Source organism: Candidatus Filomicrobium marinum (assembly GCF_000981545.1).
In the GTDB taxonomy this organism is placed as follows: domain Bacteria; phylum Pseudomonadota; class Alphaproteobacteria; order Rhizobiales; family Hyphomicrobiaceae; genus Filomicrobium; species Filomicrobium insigne.
On sequence record NZ_LN829119.1, the window covers coordinates 1892980 to 1910481 of the forward strand.

General features: G+C 57.4%; 14 protein-coding genes. 8 read left to right on the top strand and 6 right to left on the bottom strand.

Features of this window, described 5'->3' with window-relative positions; all coding sequences use genetic code 11:
- The first annotated feature begins 50 nt into the window (after positions 1-50).
- Together YBN1229_RS08910 and YBN1229_RS19055 are read left to right on the top strand one after the other, a co-directional pair.
- Positions 51-2177: a right-handed parallel beta-helix repeat-containing protein gene (locus tag YBN1229_RS08910; RefSeq protein WP_052743806.1), complete on the top strand. Its 2127-nt coding sequence runs from the start codon at positions 51-53 to the stop codon at positions 2175-2177.
- A 141-nt stretch (positions 2178-2318) separates the two neighbouring features.
- Positions 2319-3449 (top strand): glycosyltransferase family 4 protein, encoded by a 1131-nt coding sequence (locus YBN1229_RS19055; protein ID WP_046478044.1) that lies wholly within the window; start codon positions 2319-2321, stop codon positions 3447-3449.
- Here YBN1229_RS19055 and YBN1229_RS08920 read toward each other — a convergent pair.
- The 4 genes from YBN1229_RS08920 to YBN1229_RS08935 form a co-directional block, all read right to left on the bottom strand.
- On the bottom strand, positions 3382-4350 hold the full coding sequence (locus YBN1229_RS08920; RefSeq protein WP_046478045.1) for a polysaccharide deacetylase family protein: 969 nt from the start codon (positions 4348-4350) through the stop codon (positions 3382-3384). The two genes, YBN1229_RS19055 and YBN1229_RS08920, sit on opposite strands and share 68 nt — an antisense overlap.
- The gene (locus YBN1229_RS08925; RefSeq protein ID WP_046478046.1) at positions 4347-5537 is read right to left on the bottom strand and encodes a glycosyltransferase; all 1191 of its coding nucleotides are present in this window, start codon (positions 5535-5537) and stop codon (positions 4347-4349) included. The genes YBN1229_RS08920 and YBN1229_RS08925 overlap by 4 nt, the downstream gene beginning before the upstream one ends.
- 17 nt (positions 5538-5554) lie before the next feature.
- Positions 5555-6616: a lipid II:glycine glycyltransferase FemX gene (locus tag YBN1229_RS08930; protein WP_046478047.1), complete on the bottom strand. Its 1062-nt coding sequence runs from the start codon at positions 6614-6616 to the stop codon at positions 5555-5557.
- Positions 6617-6960: 344 nt separating this feature from the next.
- Positions 6961-8241, bottom strand: a complete 1281-nt coding sequence (locus YBN1229_RS08935; RefSeq protein WP_046478048.1) for a lipopolysaccharide biosynthesis protein — start codon at positions 8239-8241, stop codon at positions 6961-6963.
- 211 nt (positions 8242-8452) lie between these two features.
- Here YBN1229_RS08935 and YBN1229_RS08940 point away from each other — a divergent pair, with 211 nt between their 5' ends.
- Positions 8453-9256, top strand: coding sequence for a WecB/TagA/CpsF family glycosyltransferase (locus YBN1229_RS08940; RefSeq protein ID WP_197540900.1), 804 nt, complete (start codon positions 8453-8455; stop codon positions 9254-9256).
- Between the two features lie 9 nt (positions 9257-9265).
- On the opposite strand, the gene YBN1229_RS08945 is transcribed toward YBN1229_RS08940, so the two are convergent.
- Positions 9266-10408 (bottom strand): hypothetical protein, encoded by a 1143-nt coding sequence (locus YBN1229_RS08945; RefSeq protein ID WP_046478049.1) that lies wholly within the window; start codon positions 10406-10408, stop codon positions 9266-9268.
- A gap of 36 nt (positions 10409-10444) precedes the next feature.
- Positions 10445-12709, bottom strand: a complete 2265-nt coding sequence (locus YBN1229_RS08950; RefSeq protein WP_046478050.1) for a GumC family protein — start codon at positions 12707-12709, stop codon at positions 10445-10447.
- A gap of 349 nt (positions 12710-13058) precedes the next feature.
- Here YBN1229_RS08950 and YBN1229_RS08955 point away from each other — a divergent pair, with 349 nt between their 5' ends.
- From YBN1229_RS08955 to recR, 5 genes are all read left to right on the top strand, one after another.
- Positions 13059-14522 (top strand): undecaprenyl-phosphate glucose phosphotransferase, encoded by a 1464-nt coding sequence (locus YBN1229_RS08955; RefSeq protein ID WP_052743807.1) that lies wholly within the window; start codon positions 13059-13061, stop codon positions 14520-14522.
- A 234-nt stretch (positions 14523-14756) separates the two neighbouring features.
- Entirely contained in the window at positions 14757-15185 is a 429-nt protein-coding gene (locus YBN1229_RS08960) for a YeeE/YedE family protein (RefSeq protein WP_046478051.1), read from the top strand.
- 3 nt (positions 15186-15188) lie between these two features.
- The gene (locus YBN1229_RS08965) at positions 15189-15620 is read left to right on the top strand and encodes a DUF6691 family protein (protein ID WP_046478052.1); all 432 of its coding nucleotides are present in this window, start codon (positions 15189-15191) and stop codon (positions 15618-15620) included.
- Between the two features lie 120 nt (positions 15621-15740).
- Positions 15741-16631 (top strand): MBL fold metallo-hydrolase, encoded by an 891-nt coding sequence (locus tag YBN1229_RS08970; RefSeq protein ID WP_046478053.1) that lies wholly within the window; start codon positions 15741-15743, stop codon positions 16629-16631.
- A 188-nt stretch (positions 16632-16819) separates the two neighbouring features.
- A complete protein-coding gene (gene recR, locus YBN1229_RS08975; RefSeq protein WP_046478054.1) occupies positions 16820-17425 on the top strand; it encodes a recombination mediator RecR in 606 nt (201 codons plus the stop codon).
- The last annotated feature ends 77 nt before the right edge of the window (positions 17426-17502 follow it).

Genomic DNA, 17502 nt, shown 5'->3' on the forward strand with positions numbered 1-17502 from the left:
CGGCTTCGCACACCGTGTCACCGAGCGAAGTCTCAATTTTAGATCGTTCGATGCGCCGAAATCCGCTTTGGCGCATCGCGATACTGATGGCCCTCCTGTTTGCGATATCTGCTGTGGGCCAAAGCAATCCGAGCTTCGCACAAAGCCTTGTAGGCGGTGAGGCGAAAACCGAGGCAATTGTAATCCTCGTCCCGGCAGACCTTTCGGAAGCCGTTGACCTTCCCGCCACCTCATCCGGACATCGTCCGACCGCCCGAACGCTCGGATCGGCATTAAAGCTTGCGAGAACGCTGCGGCGGCAATCTGCCGAGCCCGTCTCCATCGTTATCGAGTTGAGCGCCGGTGTTCATCGGCTCAAGGAGCCAATCGAACTTACGTCCGATGACGGAGGCACCGATGCGGTCCCATTGATCATACGCGGAACAAGCTCCGGCACCGCGACCCTGCGCGGCAGCGTTGTCCTCGAGCTGACGAGCCTGCCGTCCAGTCATCTCACGAAGTTGACGGACAAAGCCCGGGCCGCCGTCCAAGCCTATCGGCTCCCGGAGTTCGTCCGCAGCGCCACCCGCGTCGATGTCCCGCGTGTCCATGATCGGCTGCCGGATCTGATCCCCTTCGAGGTTTTCGACGCGGCAGGTCCGCTGATCCCGGCACGGTGGCCCAATGAAGGATTTGCTCCGGCAACCAGCCTGTCTGTCGACGGATCGGGCACAAAGTTCGCATTGAAGGGCGCCAATTATTCAGCCTGGGCGGACGAGCCGGACCTCTGGGCCAATGGCAACTTCCGCTGGAACTGGAATTATCAGACGATCCCGATTGTCCGGGCAGCACCCGCGGACGCTGCCCTCGAACTCGCGGCTCCTCCGCAATTCGGATTTGGCTCCGATTTTCGAATTTTCATCTCGCACGCGTTATCCGAACTCGACATGCCTGGAGAGTGGTACCGCGATCGGGACACGGGAACGCTCGTAGTCTGGCCGCGCCCCGAAGGAGGACCCCCGCTTGAGATATCTCTCGCACCGCACCTGTTTGAAATACTCGGTGCGCGAAACATCCAGATTGAAAATCTCGCGTTAGAGCGCGTGCGTGGAAGCGCGATCAAAATTGAAGGCGGCGCCAACATCGCAATTCGAGACGTCACCATCCGCGATACGGGTGGCGTTGCGGCAAGCATCAACAACGCAAGAGAGAGCGGCATCGAGAGCTGCAACATCGCGCGCACTGGCGAAGGCGGTGTGGTCCTGAGCGGCGGCGACAGGCCGAGCCTTACACCTGCGAACCTTTATGTGCGCGATTGTCGTATTCGGGATTTTTCCCGATTGGGGCGCATGTACCGGCCAGGCATTCGGCTTGATGGCGTCGGCAATACCGCGCGCGGCAATTACCTTTGTGATGCACCGCACACAGCCATCTCATTTTCCGGCAACGACCACCTGATCGAACTCAACGAGATCACCTCAGTCCTCACGGATACCTCCGATGCCGGTGCGATAGATACGGGACGTGATTGGACTGGGCGGGGCACCATCATACGCAATAACTTCCTGCATGATCTCCGTGGTCAGGGGGAGGGCTTCGAGGTCAAGGGCGTTTATCTCGACGACTTCACCAGCGGCACCACTGTGGAAGGCAACGTATTCCTGCGCGTCGAGCAGCCCGTGTTCATCGGCGGTGGCCGCGACAACGTTGCGCGCAAGAATGTGATGATCAACTCAGAGCCGGGCGTGCACATCGATGGACGCGGCATGACGTGGAATGGCGAGCTGGTCTGGAATACGGACCGTGAGTTGCGGCAACGGCTAGCCGCGATGCCCATCAGCTCGGCACGCTGGATGAAGCGCTATCCGCATCTGGCGGATATTCTCAGCGATGATCCCGCTCGCCCAAAGCGCAATACCGCTGAAGGCAATCTCTTTGTCTCAGGCGTTCCATACCGGATTTATCCCGAGGTCGAAGAGTCCGGGCAGGCCCTCCAACAACCGTTGACGCCGTCTGAAATAGGCGTGTCATCCCCTGCAAAATCACGCCTGGATGCTCTCAAGACTGCACGCGATATCCCAACCATTCTCGGAGAGGATATATTGAGCGCCGCACAACTGCAGGGCCTTCCCTACGACCGGATGGATCGCGGAATCATCTTGCCGCAAATTAATGCGGATGAGGGTTCAACCCGCTAACGGATCTACAACCCGTTTCCTGTAAAGCATGACGACAGGCGGAGTGTTGTGTGCCGGTGATCACCCTGGGATAGTGAGCTGCTGGGCACGCCTCGCACTGCCAGGAAGCACCTTTTTCTCAAACGCGAACCGTCCGGACCCATGTCCCTTGCTATCGTCACAGGCTCAGTTGCGCCTTACACCCATCGGCTCTACGAGGCATATGCGGAAGCCTCAGGCGAAGAGGTAACGGTCCTAGCGTGCGCCGCGATCGAACCGCAGCGCGCCTGGCAGATTCCGGAAGCGAAACACTACAAGCTCGAGGTTTTGTCGGGATGGCGCCGTCACGCCAGCTACACGAGCCATGCGTACTTCAATCCGTCTGTGATCACGGCGCTGCGGCGTTTGAAGCCTGACATCAGCATCCTGTGGGGTGGCTTCTCTCCAACGATGGCGCTCGCCGCCGGATATGCTCGTGCGACTGGGATACCCTACGGCGTCGCCACCGATGGCGCACTCGCAACAGATCCCGGCGAGACTTCTCGGGTGCATGGCCTCATGCGGCGTCTTCTGGTGCCATCGGCATCATTCGGTGTTTGTGCGAGCCAAGCCAGCGTAGATCTGCTCGCGCGTTGGGGCTTGTCGCGTGAGCGCGCTGTCGTCGTCCCTATCGTCGTGGCTTGGGACAGTCCGGTGGAAAAATTGAGCTATGAAGAGCGCCCCTTCGATATTCTGTTTGCCGGCGCGCTTAACGAGCACATCAAGGGAGCGCTTTTTTTTGCAGACGTAATCGATTGCTGCCGCCGGAAGGGCCTGACTCCCAAAGTACGGATTGTCGGGGATGGCCCGCTCCGCGATGAGCTACAATCACGATTGACCCGATCCGGTGTCACAGCCCAATTTGATGGATATCTTCAAGCCGATGCGTTGCCCGCCGCATACGCGTCCGCAAAACTTTTGATGTTTCCATCGCGTGGCGACACGTGGGGCTTGGTCGCCAATGAAGCCGTCCTTTGCGGAACGCCCGTTATCGGCTCGCCGCACGCCGTCTCATCTCAAGAACTGATTGAGCCATTCGGTGTCGGTCTCGTTCGCCCGCTCGATATCGAAGCGTGGGCATGTGCAGCTACCGATATCCTCTCATCGCCGGAACGATGGGCGCGGTTCTCGCGCGATCGCGAAGATGCTGTGCGCTGGTTCAGCTTGGAGAAGTCTCTCGCGGAATTTACGCGCGCTGTTTCATTCGCGCGCCGTCTTCCCGGCCTCGCCGCCAACGTTGAACAAGCGACCTGAGCCTTGGTTTAATCGACAGGACCCAGGGCAGTTGTTGAACACTTTCGTTGGTCATGACCACGCGATACCAGATGTCTTTCGCGGGTCGCTCGCTATTGTGCCGCGCATGTACGAGGAAAATGCCTCGGTGATCGCTCGAACGGATCGCGGCGAGCGCTTCTGGGGTGGCGTCGTCTTCGTGCCCCCACGGAAACGAAAAACCACGAACCGTTCGGCCGGACATCTCTTCCAGCTCGTCTTTTGCGCTGACAATTTCCGAGTTGAGCTCACGGGCGTCGAGGGCTCTGCATCGCACGTGTGAGCGCGTGTGGTTTCCGATCTCTATGCCAAAGTCCGCAAGGCGTTTGAGGTCGTCAGGCTCAAGAAAAAGACCGAGGTCGCGATGAAGCTGCGCTTGAGTTTGGCCCAGCTTTGCAAGGATCACCGCACTCATGTCCTGCAACTCGGTAGGGGCGAGCCGCGAGGCATAGCCACCGATCAAGTCTAAGAGCGTTTCAGCTTCGAAGCGCCCGTTCGAAACGAGACGGCTCAAGTCGTCGATCCCCCACTGTGCGGCACTTAACGCCAACATGTTCTCGGGTGGCACGAACGCATCGCGAATCGGCCTAGCATTGGCGAACATGACAGCCGGCAGCCTCCGTTCGGCAAGCATAGGCGCGGCATTGGTTAGTACCGACCGGTAAGCATCGTCGAACGTAATCAATAAGGGCCGTTCAGGAAGTTCGCCTGCAAGGATGGCATCAAGCCCAACGACGTTGTAACGAGAGGTGAGATAATCGAGATGCTCGGCAAAGGTGGTGGGAGTCGTTGTGATCCCAAGTCCGGCTGTCGCAGCGCTCTCGCGGGCGGCGATATCGTGATAGCACACGCACGTCAGTGCAGGTCGTCGCGCGGATTTCATGAAGCAACTCCCGCAATTCTACACTTTTTATTCTGAGCAGCAGTGACAAGCCGTGCGTAAGTTGAGGTCATGAGATCACAAACCGCCGCCTCGCTATACTCTCGTTCAAAGATCTCGCGCGCCCGCTGACCCATTCCAGCTAAGGTGTCAGGAGCAGAGAGCGCGGCAAGCACCTCGGTCTGCATGTCGATGGGATCACCTGGCGCAAACAGGTGACCCGTTTCGCCGTGTCGAACAATCTCAGCCAGACTGCCGATGCGTGAGGCTAGAACCGGAAGACCAGACGCGTAGGCTTCCGCGATAACCATCGGAAAGTTCTCGTAATAGATGGACGGGATGATGAGGAACTGTGCCCGTGCCATTTCCCGCCGCACCTCATCGGACCCGATCCGCCCGACAAATGTGATGTTTCCCCTCGCCTGCGTTTCCAGCTCTTCGCGCAGCGGCCCGTCGCCGCAAATCCTAAGAGGAACATCAATACCGACCCAAGCAGCGACCAGATCGCGGACACCCTTTTCCTCGCTTAGCCGCCCGACGAATAGCGCACCATTCCGCGAGCCGTGAGACGCCGGTCCTGGATCAATGGCGAAATTGGGTTTTACGACAATACGCTCTGCGGGAAGCCCCGCGGCGATGAACCGGCTCTTGGCGAAGTCGCTCAGCGCAAAATAGAGGTCGACTTTCTTCGACCACGTCCCTGCGCGCTGGTGGCTGTCGATCATATGCGCGACGGCCAGCGATCCGAGGAGTGAACCGCGATAGCACCGATGTCGTACGGCCCAATAGGGTGAGCCGCCCAGACATTTCTCGCAGACTTTATTATCGCGAAGAAAGAATCCGCCGGCGCAACTGACGCGAAAATTATGGAGCGTCTGTACGACAGGCACCCCAGCCTCCGCACACGCATCGTATACGGCGGGTGTCAGCAAGGGAAAGACGTTGTGGACCTGAACGATGTCAGGCTGAAACGTGGCAATCCTCTCTGCCATCCATTCACGGCCAGCAGGATTATAGCTGACGCGGCGCGCAGCCGCGAGCTTCGCCATCGTCCCGGAAATAGAGTCGTTGGAGATCGTCTCCAGTTGAACGCTATGACCTGCCCTGCGCAGCATAGCGCACTCGTTCTCGGCGACGATGTCTTCGCCGCCGAGTTGCTGGTATTGGTTATGGGCAATCAACACCCGCATGCTTGCGTCCGATACTCTCAGGATCTGGTCAGCGCTAACGTGACCGCGTTACGCAAAACCGGATTTTTGCAGTAGAGCCAAAGCGGATCGGATTGCTCGAGTTTGCGGGAAATTCGCCGTTTAAACTGGAATGTCCCGTAGTTGCCGAAGGGATCGATGCCCGACAGGTCGAAGGAGGTTAGCCCCTCCGAACAAGCGTATTCGAAAAGCGTCCAGATCGCGAGATAGCTTGCCTCGTTCGCACGCGCGAGTTCGTTGGAGGCGGCGACCAGACCGATCATGCGTTTCGCAGCCTGATGTGCAATGTAAAGGGAAGCCACTTCGCCATCGACATGTGCCTCGGCGATAACGTATCGATCGTCATCCCCGACGATCTTGCGAAACGCGCTCGTATTGAAACCCTTCTCGAAGTTCTTTCGAGTGGCGAGATCGTCATACATGGCGGCAAGCCGGTCTATGGCGGCGCGCCGCTCGCGCGCGCCGCGCACGATATCGCAACTGAGCTTTGGGTTCTTCAGCCCAAGTTTGACGTATCGCCGTGCAGTCTGATTGAGCTGAGCGCGCACGTCATCCAACCCCTTGGACAGATCCATCACTAGTGTGAAGTTCCTCCGGTTGAGGATCGGCGCAAACCCTGAGGCGAGGATCCCCATGACCGTTTCATCGGTGCGAAAGCCGTAGAAATTGATGCCAATGACCACGTTCCATCGCACATCGATCTGCTTGAGCATGACCTCCACGATCTTGGAGATCTTGCTGTAGGTCTCGCAATCGAAGAACAACGGTCCGCCCTGAATAAGCACCCGTCGAATTCCGCAGCGTTTCTGGGTTTGTGTCTGATACAGCGCGCGCGTTACGCCGGCCGCATCGACAACTCGAAACCTCTCGACGTTCCATCCCGAGCCGCGCTTATATTCACCCCACCCCCACGAAGTGTAGGCGCTGCGCAGCGGATGCCGGGCGAGCAAATCTTCCCAAACGTACTCATCGAGCACGCGCTCGGCGCGATATCCGTCGACTTCGGCTTCCACCGCAGGCTCAGAAAGAAGATCTTCAGCCCCGCGAAGTCTATTAAGCATTAGGGTCCCCAAAATTTCCGCCATTTAGCGCGTTAGCCTTGGCGAGACACCCACAGAGTAAAGGCGTTCGCATGCGGCTATGGCACAGCAAGAACCGGGCCTTAACTTGCGACCTAAGGATCTGCGTACCTAGAACAATCAGTGGCCTCACAAATACCCGTAGTTTCGGGGGATCTGGAGAAATTCGTCCAGCGCCGTAAACGTCGGGGCAGCTTGGCTAAGAGCTAACGACTACTTGCTGCCCCGATTTGGAACACGGCGAACGATCACGGGTGTTCCTCCACGAAGTTGAGATCGAAAAATCGCAAAGGCACTAGAGTGGCGGCCACCCAGATGTCCGGCTGCTAGGCTTGGAATACGGGTTCCGCGACGTGGCGCTGGATTTCGTAGATGCCGTGTATCGCCATAACGAGATAGGCTGCGAAGATAGCCAACGGCGCTGACATTTCACCCAAGAAGGATTGGGTCCCAAAGTAGGTGCTCATCGCGGCGATGCCTCCAAAGACCGACTGAAGCATGATCGCACGCGATTTGCGTACCGTATTGAGGTAGTGGCTGGTCAGCGAATGAATGATCATCGCCACGTGTGCCAGTGCAAACATGAAACCGAGGTCTGCCGGATATTCTTTGTTGGTAAGCCATGGATAGAGCGGCTGAGCGATAAGCCAAAGGGTCGTGGCAACGGCAACGGTGCCCAACAGAGCGCCAACGGCCAACAGCGGCACTAGTTTGCTGCGGTCGATGCCGGAGTCGTTTTCGAGTTGATAGATTGCGCGCGGCAAAAAGTAATTCAGAGACTGTTTGACGGGATTGAGTGTGCTGAAAGGCAGCTCTGCCGCGCGCAGGTGCCCCGTCGCGTTCAAGCCAAACCTTTGCGCGACGAGAAGCTGCACGGCGTCGATATGAAAAAAGGAGATGAGTACCGACGGCAGCAGATGCCGTGCATAGAAGAAGTGAGTATGCCACACCCAAGCCAGGCGGTTGAAAGTCGCGCGCCATCGCAGCAACACCATGAGTGCGCCACTTGCAGCTAAGCCTGTTACCCCGTGGACGAGAAGAAGCAGATAGACGTCGATATGTCCGCTCCAACCGAGGTAGGCGACGGCGCCGACGAGGACAATCTGCCGTGCAACCTCGATGAAAAACATGGCTTGGTGCTGATTGTTCGCGGTCGCCTGCAGCTTGATGTTCTCGACCGTGGTGAGTGCAAAGACGAAAATTGGGATGGCGAAAAAGCCAATCGTTTCTTTGACTGGCACGAAACCGAACGTCGCCGCGCTGAACAACAGCGAGACCACGGTAACGGTGATGAGGTTGAGACCATTGTAAGCGCATTCGTATACGCGCTTGATGCGGGCGAAACGCGGTACGCACAGATGGAACACAAGGCCCGTGATCGACGAGGTGAACGCTGCGCTGGAAGCGCCGATCACATAAAGCAGTCCCCACGTGCCAAATTCGGCAATGGGCAGAAACCGCAACAACAGCACCGACACGACGAGGTTGCCCGCAGAAGACAGCGCCTGCGCGCCTACCGAATAGCCGACAGCCTTGATCATCCGCTCGCTACGGCGGATCAGATCAAACAGGTTAATGCTGCGTACACGTGCGAACAATCGGTGCATGTCCCTGCATCTGGCCCAGATGAATCCGGAGCCATGAAGTGTGTCGAAATAGACAGTGATCAGACTGGCTGGCCCCCGTCAGGTCTTCTTAAGCAAGATCCGAACCATTCGATACAAATCGTTTCAGATTTGGTTTCTTGGAGCCGACCTCAGGGGAGCGAGGTCGAGCGCATCCCGATGCCACCCTTGAAACATGTAAGTGAAACTCAGAATGCTGTCCAAACGCATGCCTCTGCCCCAAGCTGTGGCCGTTAAGTCTTTGCCGCACAAATTAATTCTAGGTGTGCCGGTGGCCGTAACGACGATGTCGGAGGCGGTGGATACCATCGGCAGGTGGATCGCTGGAAGGGAAAGCCGCTACGTGTGCGCCAGTGATGTGCATAGCATCATGAGGGCCCAGGAAACCGCCTCGCATATGGAGGCGCTCAATGCTGCCGATATGGTCGTTCCCGATGGCATGCCGGTTGTCTGGGCCTCACGTCTCTATGGAGCAGCGAAAGCGCAGCGCGTGTGCGGTCCTGATCTTATGCTCGCTGTCTGCGAGCGTTCCTTAACCACCGGTTGGACGCACTATTTTTACGGCGGCGCGGAAGGTGTCGCGGACGTGCTCGCCGAAAAGCTGAGAACACGTTACCCGGGACTGAAAGTGGTCGGAACAGACTGCCCACCCTTCCGGCCTTTGACGGACGGCGAAACGCAAGCTGCCCTGCAACGTATCAATGATGCCGCCCCTGATATCGTCTGGGTCGGTTTGGGATGCCCCAAGCAGGAAGCCTGGATGCTGAAGCATCGTCCAGACCTTCCAGGCAAGACCCTCGTTGGCGTTGGTGCCGCCTTCGACTTTCATACGGATCGTGTAAAGCGCGCGCCCGTCTGGATGCAAAATTCCGGACTGGAGTGGGCGCATCGCCTGGCCAGTGAACCGCGTCGGTTGTGGCGGCGATATCTCCTTCAGGCTCCCCGTTTCGTATTTGCCAGTCTCCGCGAGTGGATCAGCGGCAGCGCCCGCACTTGATGCTCAATCTTACCCGTAAGCGCGCGATGGCCGCCAAGAGAGCGCGAACGCAATCATAAGTGCGACTGGTATCTGATAGAACAGATAGATCATGACGTTATCGGTCATCATCAGCACAGCGGTGGCGAGTCCTAATCCAGCGGCTAATGCTGACGTGGCGAAGATTGCAGCCAAGCCAATGGTCAGCACGATCGAGCCGATCGATCCGTAGTCGACCAGGATTTTGAGCCAGTCATTGTGGGTGAGCGGCACACCGCCTGCCGTGACCTGAACCGTGATCGTATCGGCACTACCCGCGCCTGAGCCGAACAGAGACATCAGGATCGGACGGGCAGACATCTCATGATAGATCGCAGAAGAAATCTTGTAGCGGCCGGCCATGAACTCTTCGATGGGCACCGTAATGTGCGCGGCTCGAAATACTGTCTCCACAATCCAAACCAGATAAACGGACAACACATTCAATCCTGCAAATGCAAGCAATAAGATGACGAACCGTGCCTTTGGTCGGTTCAAACTCGGTGCTCTCAGTAAGAACCAGATCGTGAGAACGCCAACGAGCATTGCCGCAAGTCCAATGCGCTTTCCCCCGAGAAGGCACATGGCAAAAGCCAGCACGGTCTCAATCCGCGCGCCGATGGCGAAAAAGAAGATGACGTAGATCGCGCCAATCAGCCCTTCATTGCTGTCGAACGATTGAGACAGGGAGGCCGACCGTAGAAAGTGCAGGCTGAACCCGCCGTGGTCGATGGTGGCGTAGCGAAACGCAAAAAGCACCAGCGAGACATAGAAGATGAAGCGGATATGCTGTTCCCGCACGTAGGGAACAATCGCGTAGCAAACAAGCACACCGCTGATGATGATGTAATCCCGCAGGAAGAAATCCGACAGCCCGGGTGACACCATCCAACCGATGCCGCCAAGCGCCAAATAGAAGAGCAGCAGCGCGAGGATGTTAGGTTGCAATCTCGTGTTGTGAGAAACGAGCGGTGAGACGAGCAGAATCGCGGGAACGAGGTACATCACGTACCGCAGCGAAGTGAGCTGATCGACAGTCGAGATCCCAATATATCCGATCAGGTAGACGCCGATCAGCAAGCCGGTGAGAACCGGCTCGCTGCGGTGAACTGAGGTGGGATAGACGCTGGCCATCGAAGGTGTTCTTGGATCCAAAGTTTCGACGCGGACTTAGGCTGCCACGATCACGGCTCGCCCTTTTTCAACATGCCACTTATGCAAGGCCTGAAATGCGCTCCGAAGTTGGGGTTTGTCGGACTGACCTTCCCGGGCGACGACAACGATCTGCGAAGCCAGTGAAACGAGGCCCCGCAAGGACCGCTCGCGCATCAGGATGCCGCCGTCCAGAACGATGAGATCGAAGTCGTCTTCCGCGGCCACAATGACCTTACGAATTGCTTCCGGGTCCAATGCAACGCCCAGGCCTTGTGGTCGTTTGCCCAGAGCCAACACACTGACCGAGCCGATAGCGTTCGCGTTGATAGCCTTTCCAAGCGCCAGATCGCCCTCGGCTACCTCGATGAGCCCGTTCCGATCGGCGAGCTGAAGCCTTCGGCTGAGCAAGGCAGTATCAGGGTTGGCGTCGATGAGCAGGACGCGATCGCCATCCTCTGCGGCAGCGACAGCCAGATTAGCCGCGAACGCGGATTTCGTAAGACCGGCGTCTTTATCCGCATCTGCGGACGTAACGAGTACAGCAGCACCACGATGTGGCCCGATGGCAAATCGGATCTCGCTCGCAAAATCGCGCAAGCGCGAAGCCGCATCCGGGCCTCCGTCATCGTCATTGGTTGAAGCCGTTTGACCATCCTGCGGAAACACTCCGGCTGCGTTGGGTAATGGCGCAACGGTCCAGCCGTCCGATAAGGTTGCGAGCTGCGTGTCGCTGCGCAGCTTCTTATCCGCAATATCGCGCCACAGCGCGGCACCGACGCCCAACCCAAGGCCGGTGAGAAGACCAGCTATGCCGACCAGTGCAAGCGGTAGCCCCTTGTGGCGGCGCGGCGGCACGGCTGGAGAGATGACCGTCACCATGGACGAGTCGACGCGCTGCTGTTCAGACAGCTCACGCGAGCGCAAGAGGAATGCGGAGTAGACTGAGCGACGTGCCTCGGCTTCCCGTTCCAACTCGCGCAATTTTACGAGACGATCATTAGTTTCTGACGAGATCTTTTTGGCCTCAGCCAACTTGATTTCCAGCTTGCGCTCGTTGCCCATGGCGCGATCAAGGTCAAGCTGCGCCGTCTGCTCGATACGTTTTAATTCGTCATCAAGCTGCCGCTTGGCGATAGCCACCTCTTGACTGACTTGCCGCATGGCCGGGTGCGACGGAAGCAGTTGGCTGCCGAGCGCGGCTTGGCGTTGACGGACCGTCGCATACTGCTCTCTCAGTCGCCGGATATTCTCTGAGCTTAGAGCTTCTAATGTTGCGTCCGGGCCGAGGCCCGCAGATGCGAGAGAGCGGATTTGCTCAAGCCGGGATCGGGCGCGCAGCGTTTCCGCACGCGCGTTTCCTAATTGTGTATTGAGCTCACTGAGCTGCTGTTCGGTAACGAGCTGACCGGAAGCGGTGAAAATGTCGTACGCGCGTTTGAAGTCTTCGACTTTGCTTTCGGCAACTTCCACATCATTGCGCAATTCATCGAGCCGCCCGACGAGGGATTGCCCAGCCCGTGCCGTCGCGGTCGCCCGCGTGCTAAGACGAGTCGTGAGGTATTCCTCGGTGATCCAATTGGCGATATCGGCCGACTTTTGCGGGCTCTTGGTCGCGATGCCGATATCGACGGTGTAGCTGGTTGGTTCCCGCATGGCGAAGATCGATTCACGCAGGCTCTGCAGCGTAATCAGTTCCGCAGGTGGATTGCGAGCCTCCATACCGAGAGCAGATTCGACGCCAGCACGAACGGTGGCGATGCTATCGGTGATGAAGGACAATGGCCCCCCATCCGTCCCATTGAATTCAGGGTCGTCAACCAAATTGTGCTTGGCAATGACTTTGGATAAGACACTGTCAGAACTGAGAAAATGAACCTCGCTCTCAACGAGCGCAGACCCCTGTTCTACCGTAGCCGGACCAGGCGTAACACCTTTATCAATGACGTCGAGGCCCCGCGGGTCGATGAGCATCCGCGTCGAGGCTTCATAATATTTAGGAAGAGCCAACGCTATGGCGGTGACGACGACGGCTGTGCCGATCGTCGTCATCCCAATCATGCGCCAATGCCGTTTTGCAAGACCGACGAACTCGCGTGGGTCGAGCTTCATAAAAGACTCTGCCGGTCCCGCAGCGTTTACATTCGACGGTCTATGTCCCGCTTGAGGGTCGCGGACGACGACATCCCAGATCCGTGTCTCATTCTGACGCATTTGCTCACCAAGAGTGCCGCTGCTGCCATCCCAATGATGGCGGCACTTGGCAACGGCCCAGCCGCTCACAGTTGTTCTGCTACGCGATTGTCAGATCTGATGAAGCAATCACCGTGCCAGCAAATGCACGGAATTCTGGAACACATGAGGCTGTTCAACTCCAAGTGGAGACGTCATTTCAATGACAGCACAAAATATGAGCAAATTAACGTAAGTTTCTAAAGTGAAAATAGAAAAACGGAATGTCGCAATTGATCAAATTCCGTAACGTGTTATTCAGCACTGTGTGTGTGGCCCTCGAACTTGACAAGACAATCGCGAACCGCTGCTGAAAATCAGCACGCGGGGAGTTGGCGCGATGTTTGCGTGTTGGTCGTTCAGGTGTTGCACCGCAGTGTTAGCGTAGCGGGAATTACAGATGAACATTCACGCTTCTGTGAACCAGGAAGGCTTTGAAAGCACTCCTGATACAGACGATTGTGCAGAGCCACGCAGCGGCCTCTCCGGGCTGGCTGTCGGTACGCTAGCCTGCGCGGTTGAGATCCTCGCGATCCTCGCGACGTCGATCACAACCGACCTCATCTATCACAGCACGGTTTACGGGACGTGGGGCAGACAGCTGGACGCAACCGCCGTCGGGCTCTTCATAGCGCTTATCGTCACGCTGCCATTCATCTTTCGGGGAGATTACCGGCTACACGCATTAATTGAAGGTGCTCGCCGTCCGAAGGATGTTTTTCTCACCTGGAACTACGCTTTCATTTCGCTCGTTGTGCTTTGTTTTCTCACGAAAACAACGACGATCTATTCCCGCGGCTGGTTGATCCTGTTCTACTTAACGGGATTAATGGTTTTGCCGATGGTGACGAGCTTCACATCGTACGCAGTGCGTCAGGCTATCCGCCAGGGACGCGTTGGGCGCAGGCGTTTGATGTTAATTGGCGAGGACGAGCCGATACGAGCCTTTATGCGCCAGATTAACGGCAGCGGGACCAGCGTCTCCATTACGTCATGTGTGAATATCGACAACTGCATATCCGGAGATCAGGATCTTGCCGCGACGCTGACGCAAGCTATCCGTACCGCGCGTGAGCGTGCCATAGAGGATGTGATTATCTTGGTCGATTGGACGCGTATCGAACTTGTCGATCGCATTTCCGAGCGGTTTATCGAACTTCCTGTTGCCGTGCAGCTTGCAGCGCCGGCACCGATGGCGCGTCTTCTTCGGTCACGCTCGATGCACTACGGCCGGGCGGCAACCTTTGCTTTGTCCAATCCTCCGCTTCAGCCCTATCAGGCGTTACTCAAGCGAAGCCTCGATGTCGTGGTGGCGGGATTGGCATTGATCCTGTTGCTTCCAGTTTTCGCGATCATCGCGCTCACGATAAAGCGGGATTCACCCGGCCCCGTTTTTTTTCGGCAGCATCGTCGCGGCTACAATCACAAGGAATTCCTGATCTGGAAATTCCGTACCATGACAGCGTTGGATGACGGCGACACCGTCGTCCAGGCGCAACGCAACGACAGCCGCGTCACGCGGATCGGACGGTATCTGCGCAAGTTGAACCTGGATGAGCTGCCCCAGCTGATCAATGTGCTGCTCGGCGACATGTCTCTGGTCGGGCCACGTCCCCATGCTGTGGCTCACGACCGCCATTTTGAAGAGCGCATTCAACGGTACGGGCAGCGCCTAAATGTTAAACCCGGCATCACCGGATGGGCTCAGGTGAATGGGTTCAGGGGGCTGACGGAGACGGAGAACGACATGAAAAATCGTGTCGTTCATGACCTCTACTATATCGAGAATTGGTCGATTGCGTTTGATGTGTACATTCTCGTTCGGACCGTCATATCCCCGCGGGCTTACCGGAACGCATTCTAGGGCAGCGCCCCGTCCGGCCCTTAAAGTACGGCAATCCCATAACTTCCTTGGGATAGGCACGAGATCTATCTCGCGGCCCCTTGAAAATACATTCAAAGAAACGAATATAAATAGCGCTGGGCGTTGCTGAGGTCGACGAGGTTGCATGTGTCGATGTCGAACCGATCACCGGGCCGAGCGGTTATGCTGACAGACGATTGAAGGCTGTCAGATGATAAAGGGGCTTTGATAGTAATGACGGAATTTACGCCCGTTTCGGCCTTGATAGGCGGAACCCTAATTGGCCTAGGCGCAACGATGCTCATGTGGTTTCTCGGACGTATCGCCGGCATTTCCGGCATCGTGTCGGGAGCGGCGTTTCCTCAATCGTTTTCGGACTGGTCGTGGCGCGCCGCCTTTCTGATCGGGATGATTGTCGCGCCGTCGCTTTATGCGGTTTTCATGGGACATCTCCCGGACGTCACGCTGTCGCCAGATCTGCTCAAGACCGTGGTGGCGGGACTCATCGTTGGCGTGGGCGTTACCTTCGGCGCCGGTTGTGCGAGCGGCCATGGCGTCTGCGGGATCGCACGGGTCTCACCGCGTTCGATCGTCGCCACGGCAACGTTCATGGCCGTAGCTCTCGTCACGGTTTTCGTCACCCGGCATGTTGTGGGAGCCTAAGCCATGCCAATCATCGCTGCTCTGTTCGCCGGTGTAATTTTCGGCCTGGGAATCACGGTTTCGGGGATGATCAATCCAGCCAAGGTTTTGAACTTCTTCGACGTCGCAGGGACTTGGGATCCCAGCTTGGCACTCGTTATGGCGGCTGCGCTGCTCACTACGGCTATTGGCTACCGGCTCGTGTTCGCGCGCGGAACTCCCCTGGTGGAGCCTCGGTTCCTCGTCCCAACCCGGAAAGATGTTGACGCCCAACTGCTCCTTGGATCGGCAATCTACGGGCTCGGATGGGGACTGATCGGCTACTGCCCAGGTGGTGTAGTTCCTGCCCTGGGCCTGGGACGCATCGAACCATTCGTCTTTGTCGCGGCGCTCGTAGGCGGAATGGGGCTTGCCCGGCTGTTGAGCCGTTTACGCACCACATCGCAACCGGCGTAAAGGCCTGAACCACGTTTGCGCGTGGACTAGAGGGAATATATTCTATTCCTGCGACAGATTTTGAAAAATCAGACCGCCAATCGGTGTCGAAACAATAAAACTGAAAGGGAAGGCCAACAGATGTCTAAGGATTATCCAGTTGATTTGTCGGTCCGACCGGAGGTGAAGGGCTTCTTTGATGAAGCCACCAACACGATCAGCTATGTCGTGAAGGACCCCACCTCCAATGCTTGCGCCATCATAGATTCAGTGATGGACATCGACTACGCGGCGGGGCGCTTGTCGCATCAGTCCGCCGATGAGATTATTGCTTACGTGAAGGAGCACAACCTCAAGGTTGAGTGGCTAATCGAAACGCATGTCCATGCCGATCACCTGTCGGCGGCACCTTATCTGCAGCAGGAACTCGGCGGCAAAATCGGGATCGGTGAGAAGATCACCGTCGTGCAGGACGTTTTCGGGAAGGTCTTTAACGAGGGCACCGAGTTCCAGCGTGACGGCAGCCAATTCGACAGGTTGTTCACTGATGGTGACACTTACAAAATCGGATCCATGACGGCGTTCGCCATGCATACCCCTGGCCATACCCCGGCATGTATGACGCATGTCATCGGCGATGCTGCTTTCGTGGGCGACACGCTCTTCATGCCGGATGGAGGCACCGCGCGCGCTGACTTCCCCGGTGGCGACGCACGCGAACTCTATCGTTCGATTAAGAAGGTTCTGGCGCTCCCGCCGGAAATGCGCCTGTTCATGTGCCATGATTACGGGCCGAACGGCCGGGAAATCCGCTGGGAAACGACAGTCGCAGCCGAACGCCGAGACAACGTCCATGTGCGCGATGGCGTGACGGAGGACGAGTTCATAAAGATGCGGACCGAGCGGGACGCGACCCTCTCGATGCCGAAGCTCATTATCCCATCTATCCAGGTCAATATGCGCGGCGGCAATCTCCCCGAGGCCGATGAGACAGGGAAGCGCTTCCTGAAGGTGCCGCTAAATGGTCTTTGATCGCGGAAGCGATCTTTAAGAAAGACTAGGATCAATGCCCACCGCGTCTCGGCGTGGTGGGCATAAAATTATAGGGACACGGCCTGAGAGCTCCGGCGATTGCCAACCTCCGTGACAGCGCGCCGCTGGCGTGCCAATGTCCCGCGTTTGCTAGAGAGAGTCGGGGATGAAGAAGGACATATGTCGGCATGAGCAAGGCGATAGCCGGCCCGGAAATCGAACGCATGATCCAGCTTCTGAGCCGATTGCCTGGGTTAGGTCCGCGATCGGCGCGTAAGGCGGCGCTATCTCTGCTCAAGCGACGTGAAGATTTGCTCATGCCGCTCGCCGATGCGCTCAGCGCCGCTGTTGACCGCATCACCCATTGCTCCGAGTGTGGAAACGTCGACACGGTTTCCCCATGCAGCCTGTGCCGTGACGGACGTCGTGATCGATCAGTCGTAGTCGTCGTCGAAGAGGTCGGAGATCTGTGGGCGCTGGAACGGGCCGCGGCAATTAACGGCGTTTATCATGTTTTGGGCGGGCATCTGTCGCCCTTGGATGGTGTCGGTCCCGACAATCTGAATATTCCTCGCTTGCTGGAACGGGCCTCGTCGGGCGAAGTGAAAGAGGTGATCCTTGCCCTCAACGCTACAGTGGAGGGCCAATCCACCATGCACTACATAAAAGAAAGATTGGCGCCAACCAATGTCGCCGTCTCTGAAATTCAGAAGGGCGTCCCGATCGGCGGCGAACTCGACTATCTCGATGACGGCACGCTGGCCGCCGCTATTAAATCTCGTCGCCGCATCTAACGAAAATTCGTCGCCTGACGAGCAGGGCTAGCCGCTTGGTAGCCAACCCTGCCGCCGGGCTTAAAATAAAGAAACGG

What these genes read in the sequence shown, in the direction of transcription:
- YBN1229_RS08965 (WP_046478052.1), top strand. Translation starts at nt 15,189, where the DNA reads ATGCCAATCATCGCTGCTCTGTTCGCCGGTGTAATTTTCGGCCTGGGA.
- YBN1229_RS08925 (WP_046478046.1), bottom strand. Translation starts at nt 5,537, where the DNA reads ATGCGGGTGTTGATTGCCCATAACCAATACCAGCAACTCGGCGGCGAA.
- YBN1229_RS08970 (WP_046478053.1), top strand. Translation starts at nt 15,741, where the DNA reads ATGTCTAAGGATTATCCAGTTGATTTGTCGGTCCGACCGGAGGTGAAG.
- YBN1229_RS08935 (WP_046478048.1), bottom strand. Translation starts at nt 8,241, where the DNA reads ATGCACCGATTGTTCGCACGTGTACGCAGCATTAACCTGTTTGATCTG.
- YBN1229_RS08955 (WP_052743807.1), top strand. Translation starts at nt 13,059, where the DNA reads ATGAACATTCACGCTTCTGTGAACCAGGAAGGCTTTGAAAGCACTCCT.
- YBN1229_RS19055 (WP_046478044.1), top strand. Translation starts at nt 2,319, where the DNA reads ATGTCCCTTGCTATCGTCACAGGCTCAGTTGCGCCTTACACCCATCGG.
- YBN1229_RS08930 (WP_046478047.1), bottom strand. Translation starts at nt 6,616, where the DNA reads ATGCTTAATAGACTTCGCGGGGCTGAAGATCTTCTTTCTGAGCCTGCG.
- YBN1229_RS08940 (WP_197540900.1), top strand. Translation starts at nt 8,453, where the DNA reads ATGCTGTCCAAACGCATGCCTCTGCCCCAAGCTGTGGCCGTTAAGTCT.
- YBN1229_RS08920 (WP_046478045.1), bottom strand. Translation starts at nt 4,350, where the DNA reads ATGAAATCCGCGCGACGACCTGCACTGACGTGCGTGTGCTATCACGAT.
- YBN1229_RS08960 (WP_046478051.1), top strand. Translation starts at nt 14,757, where the DNA reads ATGACGGAATTTACGCCCGTTTCGGCCTTGATAGGCGGAACCCTAATT.
- recR (WP_046478054.1), top strand. Translation starts at nt 16,820, where the DNA reads ATGAGCAAGGCGATAGCCGGCCCGGAAATCGAACGCATGATCCAGCTT.
- YBN1229_RS08910 (WP_052743806.1), top strand. Translation starts at nt 51, where the DNA reads ATGCGCCGAAATCCGCTTTGGCGCATCGCGATACTGATGGCCCTCCTG.
- YBN1229_RS08945 (WP_046478049.1), bottom strand. Translation starts at nt 10,408, where the DNA reads ATGGCCAGCGTCTATCCCACCTCAGTTCACCGCAGCGAGCCGGTTCTC.